This is a genomic window from Methylophilus sp. (assembly GCF_035460085.1).
GTDB lineage: Bacteria > Pseudomonadota > Gammaproteobacteria > Burkholderiales > Methylophilaceae > Methylophilus.
In genome coordinates this window covers 25,147-44,641 of the sequence record NZ_DATHWZ010000032.1, presented here as the reverse complement: position 1 = coordinate 44,641, position 19,495 = coordinate 25,147, and the positions used below count along the sequence as shown (strand labels likewise).

The 19,495-nt window shown below is 49.0% G+C and carries 21 protein-coding genes; 12 read left to right on the top strand and 9 right to left on the bottom strand.

Annotated elements, in window-relative coordinates; translation table 11 throughout:
• Window positions 1-26: 26 nt before the first annotated feature.
• From VK958_RS05600 to VK958_RS05590, 3 genes are all read left to right on the top strand, one after another.
• Window positions 27-458 (top strand): FKBP-type peptidyl-prolyl cis-trans isomerase, encoded by a 432-nt coding sequence (locus VK958_RS05600; protein ID WP_325239725.1) that lies wholly within the window; start codon window positions 27-29, stop codon window positions 456-458.
• Window positions 459-570: 112 nt separating this feature from the next.
• A complete protein-coding gene (locus VK958_RS05595; protein ID WP_325239692.1) occupies window positions 571-996 on the top strand; it encodes an OsmC family protein in 426 nt (141 codons plus the stop codon).
• A gap of 3 nt (window positions 997-999) precedes the next feature.
• Window positions 1,000-1,413, top strand: a complete 414-nt coding sequence (locus tag VK958_RS05590) for a VOC family protein (RefSeq protein ID WP_325239690.1) — start codon at window positions 1,000-1,002, stop codon at window positions 1,411-1,413.
• Window positions 1,414-1,490: 77 nt separating this feature from the next.
• On the opposite strand, the gene VK958_RS05585 is transcribed toward VK958_RS05590, so the two are convergent.
• The 3 genes from VK958_RS05585 to VK958_RS05575 are packed head-to-tail and all read right to left on the bottom strand — an operon-like array spanning window position 1,491 to window position 4,032.
• Window positions 1,491-1,808 carry a DUF2322 family protein gene (locus VK958_RS05585; RefSeq protein WP_325239688.1) on the bottom strand — a complete coding sequence of 106 codons (318 nt, stop codon included), beginning with the start codon at window positions 1,806-1,808 and terminating at the stop codon, window positions 1,491-1,493.
• A 25-nt stretch (window positions 1,809-1,833) separates the two neighbouring features.
• The gene (gene coq7 / locus VK958_RS05580) at window positions 1,834-2,499 is read right to left on the bottom strand and encodes a 2-polyprenyl-3-methyl-6-methoxy-1,4-benzoquinone monooxygenase (RefSeq protein ID WP_325239686.1); all 666 of its coding nucleotides are present in this window, start codon (window positions 2,497-2,499) and stop codon (window positions 1,834-1,836) included.
• 45 nt (window positions 2,500-2,544) lie between these two features.
• A complete protein-coding gene (locus VK958_RS05575; protein ID WP_325239684.1) occupies window positions 2,545-4,032 on the bottom strand; it encodes a S41 family peptidase in 1,488 nt (495 codons plus the stop codon).
• Window positions 4,033-4,220: 188 nt separating this feature from the next.
• Between VK958_RS05575 and VK958_RS05570 the strand changes: the two genes are divergently transcribed.
• Window positions 4,221-4,517 (top strand): Rdx family protein, encoded by a 297-nt coding sequence (locus VK958_RS05570; protein WP_325239682.1) that lies wholly within the window; start codon window positions 4,221-4,223, stop codon window positions 4,515-4,517.
• A 27-nt stretch (window positions 4,518-4,544) separates the two neighbouring features.
• Here the strand turns inward: VK958_RS05570 and VK958_RS05565 are convergent, their stop codons facing one another.
• Window positions 4,545-5,099: a C40 family peptidase gene (locus tag VK958_RS05565; protein WP_325239680.1), complete on the bottom strand. Its 555-nt coding sequence runs from the start codon at window positions 5,097-5,099 to the stop codon at window positions 4,545-4,547.
• 170 nt (window positions 5,100-5,269) lie between these two features.
• Here VK958_RS05565 and VK958_RS05560 point away from each other — a divergent pair, with 170 nt between their 5' ends.
• Together VK958_RS05560 and arfB are read left to right on the top strand one after the other, a co-directional pair.
• Complete coding sequence (locus tag VK958_RS05560) at window positions 5,270-7,234, top strand: DNA repair helicase YoaA (protein ID WP_325239678.1); 1,965 nt, start codon at window positions 5,270-5,272, stop codon at window positions 7,232-7,234.
• Window positions 7,235-7,239: 5 nt separating this feature from the next.
• The gene (arfB, locus tag VK958_RS05555) at window positions 7,240-7,641 is read left to right on the top strand and encodes an alternative ribosome rescue aminoacyl-tRNA hydrolase ArfB (protein WP_325239676.1); all 402 of its coding nucleotides are present in this window, start codon (window positions 7,240-7,242) and stop codon (window positions 7,639-7,641) included.
• A gap of 908 nt (window positions 7,642-8,549) precedes the next feature.
• Here the strand turns inward: arfB and argJ are convergent.
• Window positions 8,550-9,776: a bifunctional glutamate N-acetyltransferase/amino-acid acetyltransferase ArgJ gene (argJ, locus tag VK958_RS05550; protein WP_325239674.1), complete on the bottom strand. Its 1,227-nt coding sequence runs from the start codon at window positions 9,774-9,776 to the stop codon at window positions 8,550-8,552.
• Window positions 9,777-9,834: 58 nt separating this feature from the next.
• On the bottom strand, window positions 9,835-11,214 hold the full coding sequence (gene cysS, locus VK958_RS05545) for a cysteine--tRNA ligase (protein ID WP_325239672.1): 1,380 nt from the start codon (window positions 11,212-11,214) through the stop codon (window positions 9,835-9,837).
• A 259-nt stretch (window positions 11,215-11,473) separates the two neighbouring features.
• Here cysS and VK958_RS05540 point away from each other — a divergent pair, with 259 nt between their 5' ends.
• From VK958_RS05540 to VK958_RS05520, 5 genes are all read left to right on the top strand, one after another.
• On the top strand, window positions 11,474-12,562 hold the full coding sequence (locus tag VK958_RS05540) for a tetratricopeptide repeat protein (RefSeq protein WP_325239670.1): 1,089 nt from the start codon (window positions 11,474-11,476) through the stop codon (window positions 12,560-12,562).
• Window positions 12,563-12,645: 83 nt separating this feature from the next.
• Window positions 12,646-13,893 (top strand): L,D-transpeptidase family protein, encoded by a 1,248-nt coding sequence (locus VK958_RS05535; RefSeq protein ID WP_325239668.1) that lies wholly within the window; start codon window positions 12,646-12,648, stop codon window positions 13,891-13,893.
• Window positions 13,893-14,462 (top strand): peptidylprolyl isomerase, encoded by a 570-nt coding sequence (locus VK958_RS05530; protein ID WP_325239666.1) that lies wholly within the window; start codon window positions 13,893-13,895, stop codon window positions 14,460-14,462. The genes VK958_RS05535 and VK958_RS05530 overlap by 1 nt, the downstream gene beginning before the upstream one ends.
• A 36-nt stretch (window positions 14,463-14,498) precedes the next feature.
• Entirely contained in the window at window positions 14,499-14,993 is a 495-nt protein-coding gene (locus VK958_RS05525) for a peptidylprolyl isomerase (RefSeq protein ID WP_325239664.1), read from the top strand.
• Window positions 14,994-14,996: 3 nt separating this feature from the next.
• Window positions 14,997-15,743: a UDP-2,3-diacylglucosamine diphosphatase gene (locus tag VK958_RS05520; protein ID WP_325239662.1), complete on the top strand. Its 747-nt coding sequence runs from the start codon at window positions 14,997-14,999 to the stop codon at window positions 15,741-15,743.
• 94 nt (window positions 15,744-15,837) lie between these two features.
• Here the strand turns inward: VK958_RS05520 and nusB are convergent, their stop codons facing one another.
• From nusB to VK958_RS05505, 3 genes are all read right to left on the bottom strand, one after another.
• The gene (gene nusB / locus VK958_RS05515; protein WP_325239660.1) at window positions 15,838-16,338 is read right to left on the bottom strand and encodes a transcription antitermination factor NusB; all 501 of its coding nucleotides are present in this window, start codon (window positions 16,336-16,338) and stop codon (window positions 15,838-15,840) included.
• Window positions 16,335-16,784, bottom strand: a complete 450-nt coding sequence (gene ribH, locus VK958_RS05510; RefSeq protein WP_325239659.1) for a 6,7-dimethyl-8-ribityllumazine synthase — start codon at window positions 16,782-16,784, stop codon at window positions 16,335-16,337. Before ribH ends, nusB begins: the two co-directional genes overlap by 4 nt.
• Window positions 16,785-16,932: 148 nt before the next feature.
• Window positions 16,933-18,600, bottom strand: a complete 1,668-nt coding sequence (locus tag VK958_RS05505) for an OFA family MFS transporter (protein WP_325239657.1) — start codon at window positions 18,598-18,600, stop codon at window positions 16,933-16,935.
• A gap of 171 nt (window positions 18,601-18,771) precedes the next feature.
• Here VK958_RS05505 and phoB point away from each other — a divergent pair, with 171 nt between their 5' ends.
• Window positions 18,772-19,476: a phosphate regulon transcriptional regulator PhoB gene (phoB, locus tag VK958_RS05500; protein ID WP_055827933.1), complete on the top strand. Its 705-nt coding sequence runs from the start codon at window positions 18,772-18,774 to the stop codon at window positions 19,474-19,476.
• Window positions 19,477-19,495: the final 19 nt, after the last annotated feature.

Sequence of the window (19,495 nt, the reverse complement as noted above, 5' to 3'; positions counted from 1 at the left end):
CAGGAATAAAAAAACTAAGTTTGGGCATGATGTTGCTATTAGCCATCGCGGGTTGCCAGGCGCAATCCAACTCACCCGATTCAAAGGAGAATACTCAAGTGTCCAGCAATGTTACTGAACTGCAAAAAATTGATACCGTGGTTGGCAACGGCCGCGAAGCCGAAATTGGTTTCAACGTGACCGTGCACTACACCGGGTGGTTGTATGACGCAAATGCCAAAGACTTTAAGGGCAAAAAATTCGATAGCAGCCTGGATCGTAATGCGCCATTCAATTTCTTCCTTGGTGGTGGCCAGGTCATCCAGGGATGGGATGAAGGTGTGCAAGGCATGAAGATTGGTGGTAAGCGTACACTGATTATCCCTTCCGAATTAGGCTATGGTGCACGTGGTGCCGGTGGTGTCATTCCGCCAGATGCGACGCTGGTATTTGACGTCGAATTGCTCGGCGTCAAATAAAAAATCACTCTCTGGGGGTATGGTGACCTATGCCCTTTGAGATTTTTTTGAGCTCGCTATTCGCGTGTTAGGGACGTTGGCGATTTAAACAAAAAACGATTGGAAAATCACAATGCAAGTCAAAGTGAAGTGGATAGACGGCGTCAGCTTTGTCGGCGAGTCTGAAACCGGTCACGCAGTAGTGCTGGATGGCGCGCCTGAAAATGGCGGCCGTAACATTGGCATGCGCCCGATGGAAATGTTGTTGATCGGCATGGGTTCCTGCACTGCATTTGATGTGGTGACGATTTTGAAAAAAGCACGCCAGCCGATTGTGGATTGTGTAGCAGAAATCGCTGCCGAACGCGCTGAGACTATCCCCAAAGTATTCACCAAGATTCATGTGCACTTTGTGGTGACTGGCGAAAATCTTAATGAGCAACAAGTCGCGCGGGCGGTAAGCTTATCTGCAGAAAAATATTGTTCAGCCAGTATCATGTTGCAAAAGGCATGTGAGATCACACATGATTTCGAAATCAAAGCGCCAAGTATTGAGTAAGCCATGACCATTCCTGCCGGCATGTTAGGGATTCGCCACGTGGCGTTGTTTATCAAAGACCTGGAGTCAGCGATCGATTTTTACACGCGCATCGTCGGCATGCATGTCGAATGGCAGCCAGATCCTGATAATGTTTATCTGACTAATCATGGCGATGTATTTGCCTTGCATCGCGTTGACTACAAGGCAGACCCATTACAGCGCCTTGATCATATCGGCTTTGCTTTGACTGACGAGGCGGCGGTGGATGGCTGGTATAACCATATGGTGGCGCAAGGCGTGCGTATCACCGAAGCCCCTAAAACGCATCGTGATGGTTCACGTGGCTTTTATTGCCTGGATAGTGTAGGACATTTGCTGGAGTTTATTTATCACCCGCCGATCAGTCGTCATGTAAAAGGCGTGGCGGTTAACTAGTTTTTAATGCTGGTTTTTTCTAAAGCATAAAGCCTCCGTGAAGGAGGCTTTATGCTTTATGAAAGATTGACAGGTATTTATTCGCTAACGACCTTGATCGACAAGGTTTGCTCTTTATCCAGCACAGTCAATAAGCGGTCAATGTTGGGGTGTTTGCCTGGATGATTTTCGGCGTCTTCTGTATGTTCTGCATAGAGTGCCAGTCCCTCCACGGCGGCATCGCTGTTGATCTCACCATAAATCTTGAACAAATGATGGTAGACCTTGATGGAGCCTTGGGTGCCGGGTTTATTTTCAATCTGGCCCGCTGGTTGGCTTTTCTCATCAAACAGTTCAATGCGTTTCACATGATCTGCGTTGTCGAGGGTCAGTAAGTTATCACTAAATTTTTGCATGGTTGACTCTAGGTTACTACAAATACTATAAATGATACGCGGTTCGCGTCATCATTCTGGAAGCCAGGCGCATGGCTAGCTTGACCGGGGCTGGCAGCACAGCACCACCCAGATGTTCAGCAGTCTGCGCATGCTGCTCTTCATCCTGTTTCATTTGCATGACAATGGCGCGCGAGGCGTGGTCTTGCGCGGGTAATTGCTGCAAGTGACTGCCTAAGTGCGATGACACCTGATGTTCGGTTTCTGCCAGGAATCCAAGGTTCCACTTCTCACCAAGTAAACCTGCGGTTACTCCCAAGCCAAAACTGGCACCAAACCATAACGGGTTAAGCAGGCTCTTTCTGCCACCCAGTTCTTCTATGCGTCGCTCACACCATGCCAGGTGATCGACTTCTTCGCGGGAGGCTTCTTTGAGTGCTTCTACATTGGCCGGATTACGTGAAACTAACGCCTGACCGCTGTATAAAGCCTGTGCACAGACTTCACCAACATGATTCACGCGCATCAACGCTGCGGCATGCTTGCGCTCTTTATCTGATAAAGAAGTTTCGTCAGATGATTCTGCTTGGGGATAAGGGCGGCTTGGCGTCGGCTGACTGAACACCGTACGTAACCCCATGTCGATGACGGCGATAGCTTTGTCTAGTGTGAGTGGCGGCCGGATCATGGATTGCTCCCTGTCAATTTCCATTGCCTGCTTGGCTATGAATGCTTGCAGGCAATGGAAACATCATCATTATTTTTTGGCTGGTTTCTCAGCACCAGCTGGTTTCTCAGCACCAGCTGGCTTTTCAGTGCTGGCTGGCTTGTCTGTTGCAGCTTTCACCGCTTCAGGTGCTTTTTGCACTGGCAACCCTTTCAATTGATTCACAGCCTGTACAAACTGGAAATCATCTTTGCTGGCCGGTTCGATCGGGCCACGGGTCTCTGCAAATTTTTCATCCTTGGGCTTATCACCACCGACGCGGGCTTTTATTTCTTCAGCTTTTTCAGCGTTGGCTTTGGCGATATCGCTAGGGTTAGATAAATGGCGCTTGAGATCTGCTTCATGCAAGCTCAGGCTTGGGTCTGAACCATCATCCACAATGGTATCCGGCACAATCCCTTTCGCCTGGATCGAACGGCCGTTAGGCGTGAAGTAACGTGCTGTAGTCAATTTGATGGCGCTGCCGTTATTCATAGGCAGGATGGTTTGCACCGAGCCCTTACCAAAGCTCTGGATACCCATGATGGTTGCGCGTTTATGGTCTTGCAAGGCACCGGCAACAATTTCTGAAGCAGACGCAGAGCCGGCATTGATCAGCACCACGATCGGTACTGACTTGTACTCTTCCGGCAGGTCCTTCAGGTAGTCAGACTTCCCGCGGCGGGCATAATCCATAGGCGTTGCATTCAGGCGCATTTTAGAGTCAGCCACGCGACCTTCCGTGTACACCACCAGGTCATCTTTTGGCAGGAAGGCGGCAGAAACACCCACCGCAGCATCCAGTAAACCACCAGGGTTGTTACGCAGGTCTAGCACCAACCCTTTAAAAGGACCTTTATTTTCGGCGCGCAGATTTTTCAGGGCCTTGGCCAGGTCTTCGCCAGTGCGTTCCTGAAACTGGGTGATGCGGACATAAGCATAATCCTGCTCAATCAGTTTGCTCTTGACACTTTGTGCCTTGATGACGGCGCGGGTCAGGGTAAACGTCAGCGGTTTATCTTCACCTTTACGAACGACGGTCAGGGTGATTTTAGTATCCGGCACACCGCGCATGCGTTTTACCGCATCGTTCAATGTCAGGCCACGCACCTGCGTATCATCGAGTTTCATGATCAGGTCACCGGATTTCAAGCCAGCTTTATAAGCCGGGCTGTCTTCAATCGGGGTCACTACTTTCACCAGGCCGTCTTCCATCGCGACTTCAATGCCAAGCCCGCCAAACTCACCTTGGGTGCCAGCCTGCAATTCCTTGTAGGCATCTGCATCCATAAAGGTTGAATGAGGGTCGAGGCCTTGCAACATGCCGGCAAGTGCTTCGTTAATCAATTTTTTATCTTCAACCGGTTCGACATAATCAGATTTGACTTTAGCGAACACTTCGGCGAATACGCGCAGCTCGTCGATCGGCAGTTGGGAAACGGAGGTTCTATCCGCCCAGGCAGAAATATTGATACTTACCAGAATACCTACAAAAACGCCTGCACCAAGCAAGCTAAATTTTTCAAATTTGGAACGCATACCAGCCTTGTGTGATCAATTAAGCGAAGAATACTAACGTATGAATATTACTGTAATAAATAGAGTCGAGTGGCATCAGTTGATGTCAGCCTGTTTTGAGAGAGTGGAAACAATCATGTTAAGTTCATTTTCCGCTATTTCAATAAAATTGACTATACTCTTCACGCAAATAGTTTGAGAGTGCATAGATGCAAAAGCCTATCGTAGAAATCGAGTTTTGTACACAGTGTCGTTGGCTATTGCGCGCGGCCTGGTTAGCACAAGAGCTGCTCACCACATTTGATACTGACCTGGGGTCGGTAAATCTGGTGCCTGGCACCGGAGGTATTCTGGATATCCGCTGTGATGGAAAATTGATTTTTTCACGCAAGGAAGCAGGTCGCTTTCCTGAAGCGAAAGAGCTTAAGCAACTGATTAGAGATTTGATTGATCCGGAGCGGTCACTTGGACACAGCGATAGTCCGGTAAAAAGGGCTGGCGAATAAATAAGGAGCTTAACTTCTTGAAATGCCTTAATTGCCGGTTTCCACTTCCATGCGCTTGGCGCCGTTGTAACGGGTACGCCAGTAGCGTTCATCCATGTTTTCAACACGCACTTTTGCTCCCGCCCGCGGTGCATGAATAAACTGATTGTTACCTACATAGATGCCTACATGGGAGAAAGCTGACTTAAGGGTGTTGAAAAATACCAGATCGCCTGGCTGCAGATCGTCACGCTTGACGGTATCACCCAATTCGCTAATGGTGCGGGCGGATGGAGGCAGTGAAATCTGCGCGGCATGCTTGAACACATATTGCACAAACCCGCTGCAATCAAAACCGGTTTCAGGGCTGCGTCCACCGTATTTGTAACCCACACCAGTCAGGCTGAGCGCCCGGATCATGATTTCTTCTACTTTTTCTGACCAGGAGCCGGAAAGTCCAGCTTGGCTGTCCAATACTTCCTCTTGAGAGTAGCTGTAGGCATTTTGCCAGCGCTTATCCTCACCTGGCGCGGCAACGCTATTCGAAATAGAGGAGGTGCTGATGATTAACAATGCAGCAAGTCGAAGGATTGATTTATTCATGACAATCAAGGTGGACAAAGGTATTGTTGTGTCAGAAATAAGTATAACGGCCTAAACCTTGCCATACTTCAATCGCAGATGCAAGTTTTCACGCAATTTTAAGCATGTAAGTAATGCGCGAGACATGAAAAAGCTGCGTCATTTAGGATGCTCCGTGGGATAATTGGCGGATGTCCTTGATGCAACAAGTCACGTCAGCATTTTCAGAAAGCGGTTGTCTGGTGCAAACCATGCCGGGTTTCAGGAGCCGTCCGCAACAGCAGGAAATGGCACAAGCAATCGCGGATGCTATCGATAATCAGCAACAATTAGTGGCCGAAGCGGGCACTGGTACTGGTAAAACTTATGCCTACCTGGTGCCGGCGCTGTTATCCGGTGGCAAAGTGATTATTTCCACTGGCACTAAAACGTTACAAGACCAACTTTACCAGCGCGATTTACCTGCCGTACGTGAAGCGCTTAAAGTGCCGGTCTCAGTCGCCATGCTCAAGGGTCGTGCCAATTATATCTGCCATTACCATCTGCAGCGTGCCAGCCAGGAAGGGCGTTTCCAGTCGCGTGAAGACGCGCAATATATTCCCATCCTGCAAAGTTTTGCCGAAAACAGCCAGACGGGTGACAAAGCCGAGTTAATTGAAGTGCCGGAACAAGCCACGGTCTGGCAGCAGGTCACCTCTACCCGCGATAATTGTGTTGGCCAGGATTGCCAGTATTACAAACAATGTTTTGTGATGGAAGCCCGTAAACAGGCATTGGCCGCAGATGTGGTAGTGGTCAACCATCACCTGTTTTTTGCCGATGTGATGTTAAGGGACGAGGGTGTCGCTGAACTGCTGCCTAGCGCCAATACGGTGGTGTTTGATGAAGCGCACCAGTTGCCTGAAGTCGCCGGATTATTCTTTGGTGAGGATATCTCAACCTCTCAATTGATGGATCTGGCACGTGATAGCCAGATGGCCTACCTGACATTGGTCAAGGATTGTGTCGCGCTGGCCGAAGCGGTGACGCCACTGGAAAAAGCCTGCCGGGATTTCCGCCTGGTTTTCCAGTTTGATGGTGCGCGTATGCCGGTGCAAAAGGCGCAGTCATTAAAGAATTTTGCTGATGCCTATCAACGTATGCTGGAAACGCTGGCGACACTGATCAGAGTACTGGAAACCCAGGCAGCACGCGACCCTTTACTGGAGAAGTGCTGGCAGCGAGGTGAAACTTTGTTGGCTTTGCTGGAAGCATGGCACAAAGGAAATCATGCCAACCTGGTGCGATGGGTTGAAGTGTTCAGCCAAAGTGTCCAGTTGCATGCGACGCCGCTCAGCGTGGCGGATGGCTTTGGTAAACAGCTGAATGCCCAGCCACGTGCCTGGATCTTTACTTCAGCGACCTTGGCGGTTAAAAGTGATTTTAATCATTACCAGGGCCAGATGGGGCTGCTGGCAGCACAAACCCGGCATTGGCAGAGCCCGTTTGATTATGATCAACAGGCACTTTTGTATGTGCCAGAAGGCATGCCTGAACCCAATAGTATCGCTTATCCCGCTGCTGTGGCAGCCATCGCGTTACCCGTGTTGCAGGCCAGTCGCGGAAGGGCCTTTGTTTTATGCACATCTTTGAAAGCCATGCGCGAAGTGCATGCGCTACTCAAGCAGGCATTTGAAGAGCAGGGCATGGATTATCCATTGCTGATGCAGGGAGAAAGCAACCGCACCGAGTTGCTGGATAGATTCCGCGCACATGGCAACGCGGTGCTAGTTGGCTCGCAAAGTTTTTGGGAAGGCGTAGATGTCCGTGGCGAAGCGCTTTCCTGCGTGATCATCGATAAACTGCCGTTTGCGCCACCGGATGACCCTGTGCTGGCAGCACGTATTGATAAAATGAACACCGAAGGCAAAAATGCGTTCATGGAATATCAGTTACCTTACGCAGTCATCACCCTCAAACAGGGCGCGGGCCGCCTGATTCGCGATGAGAGTGATTCTGGTGTGCTGGTGATCTGTGATCCCAGATTGGTAGATAAGCCTTATGGGCGGCGCATCTGGCAGAGTTTGCCACCGTTTAAGCGGACAAGGAAACTGGATGAAGTGCAGGCATTTTTCGAGCGTTTGGATGAAAAGCTTGAGCCTATCCAAGGTAGCTAATCGACATGGTGACCGTTCCCGCCAATGAATACACATTGACTGCGATTCGCGCACAAGGCGCTGGTGGCCAGAACGTCAATAAAGTGTCTTCTGCGATTCATCTGCGGTTCGACATTCATTCTTCAAGCCTGAAGGAGGCTGTGAAATTGAGATTGTTAAATACTAAAGACCAGCGTATCACTGCTGAAGGTGTACTGATTATCAAGGCACAGCAATATCGTACCCAGGAGGCGAATAAAAAGGATGCGATTGCCAGGTTGCAGGCGATTGTGGAAGCAGCGTGTCATGTGCATGCGACGCGGTATGCGACAAGGCCGACAAGAGCTTCGCAGAAGCGCAGGGTGGCGGGGAAGATGCAGCGGGGAGTGATTAAGCAGGGGCGGGGGAGGGTGGTTGAGGATCATTAGGAATGAGGCGCTAATTATTCAGCGTTGGGCTTTGAGTGGGTTGCATAGCCCGCACGTTATGTTTTAGAAGACTGATGCGTTAATTAGGAAAATAGTTTTTTAACCGTCATTCTGGCGTAGGCCAGAATCTAGGCAAGGTTGATGCTTAGCTTTCTTTAAAATATGGAACAAATATTGAAATTTCTGGAAGTTGTAATCGGTATTTCTTTGGAAGATTTGAACGTTCCTTTTCGCCGCTAGGCGAGTTACTTTTCTTTGCTTGCCCAAAGAACAAGTAACCAAAAGAAAGGGCCCCCTAGCTTCCGCTTGATTCCTGCGTTGCTCATCAACGTGGGCGTCCAACGAAACTCGCCCTAGCGGCTTGCAAAAAGCGCAAGCCGCCGCGGAACTCGAACAGACGCTGGCCGAAAGCTCCCACGCTGACTGCGCTACTCGGCGCGTCAGATAGGGGCCCGGGGAAACCACACGCTTTAGTTACGTGAGCCCCGCCTCATTCATTCCCGCTTTACCATTTAAATAAAACAAAGCAAAAAACCAAAACAAACGAATTGGTTTGTTTGATTTAGTTTTGAGAATCTCAAAGATGTTACTTAGCGCCCTCTGTCCATTGGGCCCACTATCGTTTCATCGTGGTGGGTTTACCGGGCCCCTATCTGACGCGCCGAGTAGCGGAGTCAAAATAAGGAGGAAGGGAGAGGCTGTCTGAATCCCGCGGAGGCCTGCGTAGCGTGCAGGCCGCTAGGATGAGTTTCGCGACCGCTTATTTTGACGAGCAACGCAGGAAATAAGCGGAAGCTAAGGTGCCCTTTCTTTTGGTTACTTATTCTATGGGCAAGCAAAGAAAAGGAACTCGCCTAGCGGCGAAAAGGAATGTCTCTTAATGCTAGATCAAGATAGAGAATAAAAAACTACGATCTATAATCCGCATTAATCTTCACATAATCATAAGAAAAATCGCACGTCCAAACCGTAGCATTTGCATCCCCACGATTAAGCACCACACGTACCAAAATATCACTTTCCTTCATCACCGCTGCACCTTGCTCTTCAACATAAGCAGCTGCACGCCCCCCTTTTTCAGCCACCAGTACATCACCAAGGTAAAGCTGTAACGTGTTGACATCCAGGTCATCAACCCCGGCATAACCAATCGCTGCCAGAATGCGCCCCAGATTAGGGTCAGAAGCAAAAAAAGCAGTTTTAATCAATGGTGAATGGGCAATCGCGTAGGCAACTTTGCGGCATTCTTCTTCATCTTTACCCGCTTCCACCTGAATGGTCATAAACTTGGTCGCGCCTTCACCGTCGCGCACAATCGCTTGCGCCAATTCTGTGGCTACATCGGTAAGTGCGTCACGCAATGCAATAAAATCGCTATTGCTTTCGGTGATTTCAGTATTGCCTGCTTGCCCGGTAGCCATCAGGATCAGGCTGTCATTGGTGCTGGTATCACCATCCACCGTGATGCAGTTGAATGATTTGTTCACTGCATGCTGAATGATTTTGTCCAGCGTGGCCTGACTAATTGCTGCATCCGTTGCAATATATCCCAGCATGGTGGCCATGTTAGGATGGATCATGCCGGACCCTTTACTTATCCCGGTGATAGTCACGGTTTTGCCATCGATTATCAGTGTGCGGGAAGTGCCTTTGGCGACGATATCTGTCGTCATAATGGCTTCGGCGGCATTTAACCAGTTATCCGTTTGCAAATTCGTCACTGCATCAGGGATGCCATCCAGCAACCTTTCCATAGGCAATGTTTCCAGAATGACGCCGGTGGAGAATGGTAATACTTGCTCCGGGCTGATATTCAATGCCTGCGCAACAGCAATGCAACTGGCATGTGCATCATCCAACCCTTGCTGGCCGGTACCCGCATTGGCACAGCCGGTATTGACTAACAGGGCGCGGATACCTATGTTCTTCTGTAAGTGCTCTTTGCACACCGTCACCGGCGCTGCGCAAAAACGATTCAAGGTGAATACGCCGGATACGCTGCTTCCTTCGGGCAAGGTGATCACCAGTACATCCTTACGGTTGGGTTTACGGATATGTGCTTGTGTGTAACCGAGCTGTACGCCTTTAATAGGCAATAAAGAGTCAGCAGTCGGTGCGGAGAGTTTGACAGGCATCCGTTTTCCTTTGGTTATCTCAAAAAGCGTGTTTTAAATAAGTGTAATTTATAGTTGGCTAAGCGCGGCGCCACGTGGTTCCCTGCGGCGTATCTTCCAGTACGATGCCAGCGTCTGCCAGTTCTTTACGGATAAGGTCTGCCGCGGCAAAGTCTTTAGCCTTTTTTGCAGCGATACGTGCAGCTATCAGGCCTTCTATATCCAGGTCATTGGAAGCACCATTATCGCCATGCATGAATCGCTCAGGATCGCGTTCTAGCAAGCCAATGATACCTGCCAATTGTTTCAACAGTACGGCAGTGGCTTGTGATTTGTCTTTGTTCAAGTCGTTTGCCAGTTCAAACAGAACGGCTACGGCTTCTGGTGTATTGAAATCATCATCCATGGCCGCTTTGAATTTAGCTGCCGGTGATTGCTGCCAATCAATCGCACTGGTTTCTATATCAGAATCTTCCATCTCGAAACCGCGTAATGCGGTGTAGAGCCTGGTTAAGGATGCTTTGGCATCATCAAGATGTTTGTCTGAATAGTTGAGTGGGCTACGGTAATGCGCGCGCAGGATAAAAAAACGCACGACTTCAGCATCGTATTTCTCAAGCACTTCGCGGATAGTGAAAAAATTGCCTAATGATTTAGACATTTTTTCGTCGTCAACACGGACGAAACCATTGTGCATCCAGTAATTAGCCATCTTGCAGCCATGAGTGGCTTCGGATTGTGCAATCTCGTTTTCATGGTGGGGGAACTGCAAGTCCTGACCACCTCCGTGAATATCAAAGTGTTCGCCGACGTGTTCAGCACTCATCACAGAGCATTCGATATGCCAGCCAGGGCGGCCATTGCCCCAAGCGGATTCCCAATATGGCTCGCCTGGTTTGGCTGATTTCCACAAAACGAAATCCAGTGGGTCCTGTTTGTGACCATCGACATCCACACGTTCCCCTGCGCGTAAGTCATCCAGGGTTTTGCCGGATAACTTGCCGTAGTCATTAAAGCTGCGGACTTTATAAAAGACATCACCATTGTCGGCCTGGTAGGCAAAGCCTTTTTCCACCAGTTTCGAAATCATGTCCAGCATGCCCTGCACGTGTTCTGTGGCGCGTGGCTCTATATCAGGGCGAATGATGCCGAGTTTAGCGGAATCTTCATCCATCGCAGTAATGAAGCGCTGCGTCAGGCTTTGTATGGATTCATTGTTTTCATGGGCACGTTTGATGATTTTGTCATCAATATCGGTGATATTGCGTACATAAGTAACCTCGTAACCACTGGCGCGGAACCAGCGGGCGACCATGTCAAACACTACCATGACACGCGCATGACCAAGATGACAAAAGTCATAAACTGTCATTCCACAGACATACATACGCACTTTGTTGGGTTGAATTGGCTTGAAATCTTGTTTGGCGCGGGTAAGGGTGTCGTGTAGTTTTAACATGCTAACAAATGTAATGTAGATTAATGCGTGATAAAATTAGCAGAAGTAATGGAATGTTTGACGAGTGTTAAGGAGAAGGCGTTTTATGCTTGACTTAACACTGATGGCATCCGGATTATTTGTTGTCAGGCAAATGACATGAAAAACGCGAATTGATGCGGAAATCATTGCGTAATATTCACCTAAGTTTGCACTGTCTCTTGTACAATTGAAGTATAACATACTGCTAAAAATCAACGATTGCTCAGGTAATTAACTCATGAATGCAACATTAAAAAAATATTTGCTGGTAGTTGGGATCATTTTCAGTCAGGCCGCGTTAATCAATACTGCGATAGCAGGGCAAACAAACGTCGAACTTCGTGAAATCAATCAGCTTTCGGAACAGGGTAACCAGGCAGCAGCGCTGGAAAAAGTAAATAGTTACCTCGCCTCCAATCCAAAAAATGCCGAAGCCATGTTTATGCGCGGCGTGATCCTGGTAGAGCTGGGCAAGCGTGATGAGGCCATAAAGGCATTTACTGACCTGTCAGAGAAATATCCAAACCTGCCGGAGCCCTACAATAACCTTGCCGTTTTGTATGCCGATCAAGGTCAGTACGATAAAGCCCGAAAGGCGCTGGAATCCGCAATCAAAACCCACCCTAGTTACGCTACTGCTCATGAAAACCTGGGCGATATCTATGCACGTATGGCTTCTGAGGCTTATGACAAGGCGCTGAAACTGGATACTTCGAATAGTCGTGCGCAAAACAAGCTGGCGATGATTACGGATTTGTTTGGTGGAAAACGTACAGTTGCACGCCCTGCGACGCCTGTGCCTCCGCCTGCATCAGCGACGACAATAATGCCTCCCAACAGCAATGCGCCAACGGTGACGCCGCCAGCGATACCGGCACCAACCGCGAGCACTCCGCCAGTCACAGAGCCAAAAAAACCGGCCGTGGTTGAAACCAGGCCAGTAGAAACCAAGCAACCTGAATCCAAACCAGCGATGGATAACCAGGAACAAGCGGTGATTGATGCGGTCAATGCATGGGCAGATGCTTGGGCAGCACAAAATGTGGACCGTTACCTGGACAGTTACGCTAAAGATTTCAAAACGCCGGGTGGTGAGACGCGCAAACAATGGGAAACCACGCGTCGGGACCGCGTTAGCCGTCCGGCAAAAATTTCTGTTAGCTTGCAAAATGTCGTTGTGAAAATGGAAAGCCAGTCATCTGCGAAAGTGACATTCAGACAGATTTACAAGGCAACAGGCCTGGATGCCAACTCCAACAAAACCTTGAATTTGGTTAAGGAAGGTTCACGCTGGCTGATCAAGCAGGAGCGTGTTGGCAAGTTTTAACGGATGTATACTGCTGGATTCGATAGTAAACGTGTGAATAACCAGCGAATTCAGCAAGTTAGCGCGCAGTTTTGAATTAACGAATGTATAATATTGGCATGAGAAGTTTGAGAAGATATTGCTGTATCGCATTTGTGAGCGCTGCGCTATTGCCATGGAATGCAACAGCGGTGAATCACGAAGCACTGACCGCGCGCCTGTTCATACAAAATAAAAACACCGGCACTGTCGAACGCATGTTAGTGCAGACATTGCAGTCCATCAAAGAAGGGCGCTTGCAACAGGCGCTGGACTATGTAGATCAGCTGCTCGCAATCTCACCCAATTTTGCACTTGCTCACCTGATTCATGGTGATCTGCTATCTGCCAAAGCGCGGATTCTCAACGGGTTTGGCGATGTCAATGCCGCCAATTTAAACCGTATTCAAGACCTCAAAGACGAAGCGGAAATCCGTATCCGTAATTACTTTGACCGTAACCGTGGTTTGACGCTACCCAATCTGCTGGTGGAGCTCTCAGAAAAACAAAGTCATGTGCTGTTTGTGGATACGGCGCGCTCAAGACTTTACGTGTATGAGAAAAGCCAGAATGACACGTTAAGGTATGTCGCAGACTACTATGTGACTATCGGTAAAAACGGCACCGGTAAAAAAGACCAGGGTGATAAGCGCACGCCAATTGGTGTTTACTTTGCCTCTAAGAAACTAAATCGTCCATTGCCTGATCTATATGGTGATGCTGCTTATCCGCTCAATTACCCTAACGAAATGGATAGCTATGAGCGTAAAACCGGTTCAGGCATCTGGATCCATGGTACGCCGCGCGATACTTACAGCCGTCCGCCGCGTGCGAGTGATGGTTGCGTTGTACTCTCTAACCCTGATGTGAAAGCGTTGCAGGAGATTCTGCAAATAGGCAGTACGCCGGTAGTGATCGGGGTTAATTTTGAGTGGATCAGCCCGGAGTCGCTCAAGCAGCAAGAAAAGGCAAAATCTGCATTAAAGGCTGCACTGGAAGATTGGCGTAGAGACTGGGTATCGCAAAATACAGACGCCTATTTATCGCACTATGCCGGTGACTTTTTCTATGCTGAGGGCGGCTTGTCCAAGTGGTCTGGCTACAAGAGGCAGATTCAGGCTGCCAAACCTAAAGTGAGTATTAATCTGTCTGAAGTGAGTATGTTTACCTACCCGAACTCAACCAAGAATATGGTGGTGGTTGATTTTGAGCAGGAATATATCAGCCCTGCATTGCGTGAAGTGATGAAAAAGCGCCAATACTGGGTGCAAGAAAATGGGCAATGGAAAATTTTATATGAAGGATCAGCTTGATGCGTAAATTGGTTGGCGTGTTTTTGTTATGCATGATGGTTTCTATATCGTCTGCCAATGCGGCAGTGCAAGTGTTGTTTGAAACCAATCAAGGTAATTTTACAGTTGAAGTTTATGCAGATAAAGCACCAAAAACGGTGGAAAATTTCCTGCAATATGTGAAAGATGGTTTCTACACGAATACCGTGTTTCATCGCGTGATTAGCCGCTTTATGGTACAGGGTGGCGGTTTTGATCGTGAATTGACCGAAAAGCCAACCCGCGCACCCATTATTAATGAATCTAATAATGGTCTGCTTAACCAGACCGGCACCATCGCCATGGCACGTACGCAAGACCCTAATTCTGCCACAGCGCAGTTTTTTGTGAACGTGGCTGATAACCAGTTCTTGAATTACACCAGCCCTGAAGCGAGCATGATCGGCTATTGCGTGTTTGGTAAAGTGGTTTCCGGAATGGATGTAGTATTCAAAATCAGTAATTTGCCTACAGGTAATCAGCGGGGGTTTTCTGATGTGCCGATTCGTACGGTGATGATCAAGCGTGCGACGATTGTCAGCACCAAATAACTTTTGTAGTCTCTCAATCAATTAACGGAGAATGTTTTGGTAAAACTCACTACCAACTTTGGCGATATCACTATCGAACTTTATGCTGAAAAAGCACCTATTACAGTCGCTAACTTTATCAGCTATGTTGAAAAAGGTTTTTACGATGGTGTGATTTTTCACCGTGTGATTAATGATTTTATGGTTCAAGGTGGTGGCTTTGATGTCAACATGAAGCAAAAAGCGACCGACGCCACCATCAAGAATGAAGCTGACAATGGCTTGTCTAATGAGAAATATACTCTTGCCATGGCACGTACAATGGTGCCGGATTCTGCCTCTGCACAATTTTTTATTAATGTGAAAGACAATGACTTTTTGAACTTCACGTCAGCCACAACCCAGGGCTGGGGTTACTGTGTATTTGGTAAGGTAGTTGAAGGCACTGAAGTCGTAGATAAAATCAAAGCTGTGCCTACGACCAATCGTGGTGGTCATCAAGATGTGCCGGTAGAGCCAGTGATTATCGAAAAAGCAGTTGTTGTTGCTTAAGGTATGACCTCCTGGATCATTTCTGATCTGCACTTGAGTGCGCAAAGGCCTGCGGTAACGCAGGCTTTTTTGCATTGGCTGGAAGTGGAAGTCGCTCATGCGGAGTCACTTTATATACTCGGTGATTTTTTTGAAGTGTGGGTGGGTGATGATGTCTTAAATGATATGCAGCATGGCGCCGAATTTTTGCCAGTGGTACAAGCGTTACGCAAATTATCTGATAGCGGCGTGAAACTCTATTTCATGCATGGTAACCGTGATTTTTTGATCGGCGAAGATTTTGCCAAGGCATCAGGGTTACAATTGCTCACGGATCCAACGTTGATCCAGGCAGGCAACAAACGCATTCTTTTATCACATGGCGATGCGCTTTGCACGGATGATACGGCGTACCAGCAATTCCGTAGCCAGGTACGTAACCTGCAATGGCAACGCGCCTTCCTGGCGCAATCACTAGCGGCACGCATTGCCTTTGCCGAGCAGGCGCGTAATCAAAGTGCACAAAACAAAGCGGTGCAGCCCATAGATATTATGGACGTTAATCAATCCGCGGTGGAACAGCTTGTGATTGAATATGAATATCCCGAGATGTTGTTGCACGGGCATACACACAGGCCAGACGTGCATGCGCTTGAAATTGACAACCATAGATGCCAACGCTGGGTGCTGGGGGATTGGCACGACACCGCTGTGGTTTGTCGCCTGGATGACGATGCGATACAGCTAGTCACCTTGCAGTTAGAGGAGTAATCCTGAATGAGAGATAAAAAAACAGCGCCCATTCATCATGGGCGCTGTTTTTTCGGATGTGCTTCTTGAGCATTCCTGTCTAAGGTATTAGATATTACTTTCTGGGTTGATTCCCGAACTCTTGTGGCCTGACCTGTGCCGCAATTTTATCCAGCACGCCATTGATATATTTGTGACCATCGATGCCACCGTATGATTTGGCAAGTTCCACGCCTTCATTGATCGCCACGCGGTAAGGAATGCTGACATCAAACATCAATTCATAGCCGGAAATGCGCAATACGGAATGTTCAATCGGGCTGAGTTCTTCCAGCTGACGGTCAATAAATTGGCTGATCATGGCATCAATATCAGCCGTATGTTCAAGTACGCCTGACAGTAGTTGTTTGAAATAGCCTTCGTCTGCCTTGGTGTAATCCGGGTCATCCAGGCTATCAAGCCGTAACTCTTTTACGTCGCCGGCATTCATGCGGTTACGATACAGGGCTTTTAATGCCAGCTCGCGTGATTTACGGCGGTTTTTGCTGCCTCTGCCTTTTGCTGATGCACCCTGCGGCTTGTCAGGCGCGATACCTGAGGTTTGGTCCTGACTCATAGTGCGCTTACCAGGTTGGCCATTTCAATGGCTACCTGCGCTGCCTCAGCGCCTTTAATTGCGACACGGACTTCAGCCTGTTCATCGTTCTCAGTAGTAAGAATGGCGTTGGCCACCGGCACGCCGGTATCACGTTGCACTTCAGAAATGCCGCGTGCGGATTCATTGGAAACGACTTCAAAGTGATAGGTTTCGCCGCGAATGATAGCGCCAACTGCAATCAATGCGTCGTAATCTTCAGTGAGCGCCATATGTTGTAAAACCAGGGGTGTTTCCAGCGCACCTGGCACGGTGGCCAGTGTGATATCTTCGGCTTTGACGCCCAGTTTTAGCAGTTCCTGTTCGCAAGCTTGCAACAGGCCGGCACCGATATTCTCATTAAAACGCGAAAGAACGATGCCGATTTTCTTGCCGGTACCGTCCAGATTTGGGGAGATTTTATTCACTTGGGAATCCGTAAGCTAAAACTTAAAACGTGTATTTTAACCCAAACGGCCCACCTCGCGTTTGATTGAATGTAAGCCCGGCTAAAAAGTGTGCGCGTAACCCTTATTTAACTGGCGAATTGTCATCCACTTGCTTCATTGATTTGTCTTATGCAAACAGCGCCCAGGCCTTTTGTACTGTCATGGAAATGCCGTAGGTGATGGGAATCAATACTGCAAGCCAGGCAAATCTGACCAGCCATGGTGAGCTTCGCTGGCCATCATTGGCAGGCTTGATGATTTTTGCACCTGTATCTTTGGATTTACCCAGGGATTGCTCAGCGGCAAGTTCGGCATCGGTCATGAAGTATTTGCTGGCAACCGGCCTGACCAGCAGGTTGGCGATAAATCCAACGCCTAATAGCGCGGCAAGCGTCAGGAATATAGGCGCGTAGATATCTGCAAATGGTATTTTCGCTTCCAGGCGTACATCGTGCATGTAGTTGACGATGACCGGCCCGACGATGCCTGCCGTTGACCAGGCAGTGAGCAATCGCCCATGAATAGCACCGACAAACTGGGTGCCGAACAAGTCGGCCAGATAGGCAGGGATGGTGGCAAAACCACCGCCATACATGGATGCAATCACGCAGAACGCCACGAGGAATAGCGCAAGCTGATGGTGATTGGCGGCGTAGGTTGCTGTGATATACATCAAGGCACCCAGCACAAAAAAGATGAAGTAGGTATTGCGTCGGCCCAGTTTGTCCGAAGATGTGGCCCAGCCAATACGGCCAAAGATATTAAAGACGGAAATCAGGCCTACAAATCCTGCACCTACCGCTGCTGCGGCAACCGTCAGGGATTCATCTGCTTTGATATCGGCAAAACTCAACGATGGCTGAGCGATCAGTTTGCCGCCAAACGTTTCCTGCAGCATGGGTGCAGCTGCGCCAATAATGCCAATGGCTGCCGAGACATTCATGCACAAGATGAGCCAGAGTAGCCAGAACTGCGGTGTTTTATGCGCATTTTTCAAGTGTACGTGCTTGTTTACTACCATCCGTTTATGTTGCTGGTCCGGAGGTGTCCAGCCTTCAGGTTTCCAGTTTCCTGCAGGAATGCGGTAGCCCAGAGAGCCGCAGGTCATGAAGACGGTATACACAATGGCGAGGACAACAAAGGTTTGCCAGACGCCAGGGTCAGTGGGCGTGGCAAACAGGCTCATCAGCTTAGTCGCTAGTGGAGAGCCTATCATGGCGCCACCGCCAAAACCCATGATCGCCATGCCGGTAGCCATACCACGGCGGTCAGGGAACCATTTGATCAGGGTGGACACTGGCGAGATATAGCCAAGGCCAAGGCCGATGCCGCCAATGACGCCACTGCCCAGCCACATCATCCATAGCTGGTGGTGGTAAACGCCAACCGCTGAAATCAGTAAGCCACCGCACCAGCACAATGTCGCAACCAGTCCGGCCTTGCGGGGGCCTGCGCGTTCCAGCCAGCCACCCCATAACGCAGCCGAGCAACCGAGCAGGACAAAAAACAGCGTATACATCCAGCCGAGATCAAATTGGGTCCAGTTACAATCTGTGGCAAATAATGCCTCGGCAGTACCTGCCAGCTTGTCTGAAAAAGTCGCGGCGCCCGCAGCACAGGTAGCGAGTGGTGCGCCATCTGGCCCATTCAGGGCTGTGCCTAGTGGTTTCCAGAACACACTGAATCCATAAGCCATGCCTATGGATAAATGCACGGCCAATGCAGCTGGCGGCACCAGCCATCGGTTAAAACCTTTACCTGCCGTGATATGTTCTTTTGACAGATTGAACAACATGGAAACACCCCTTAAATTTCGCGCTGCAACATCTTGTTACAATTTGAAATAAAAGGCAATCCGGGCAAATTTAAATTTATGTGAGTTTGTCATTAAAGTGTCACAATACATTCATAAACTGGCGAGCAATTAAAGAAGTACATTTTGTTGGAAATGCTTAAAGGGAGTGTCATGGCAGCAGCTAATATTTTGGTCGTAGAAGATGAGCCGGCAATCCAGGAATTGCTTGCATTGAATATCAAACAAGCAGGACATCATGCGATTCGCGCCACCAGTGTAGAGCATGCGCAAATGTTATTGCGCGAAACCATGCCCGACCTGATTCTGCTGGACTGGATGTTGCCTGGCATGAGTGGTATCGAGTTTGCCCGCCGCCTGAAGTCGGATGGTTTGACCAAAGAAGTACCGATTATCATGCTGACCGCCCGTGGCGATGAGTTTGATAAGGTGCGTGGACTGGAGGTCGGTGCCGATGACTATGTGACCAAACCATTCAGCCCTCGCGAATTGAATGCGCGTATCAAAGCGGTTCTGCGTCGCCGTGCACCGCAAATGACAGATGACCCGATTGAGATCGCTGGCCTGCATCTGGACCCTACTACCCACCGGGTCACCGGGCATAATGTGCATATTCCACTAGGACCCACCGAATTCAAGTTGCTACACTTTTTCATGACTAATCCTGAGCGTGTGCACAGCCGCACACAGTTGCTGGATAAAGTCTGGGGTGACCGTGTATTTGTTGAAGATAGAACCGTAGATGTGCATATCCGCCGCTTGCGCAATGCCTTGGTCGCGTCTAACCACCAGGACATGATCCAGACCGTACGTGGTTCCGGTTACCGTTTCTCGGTACATACTGATCCCGGCCAATAATCATTTTGCCTAAAGCCTG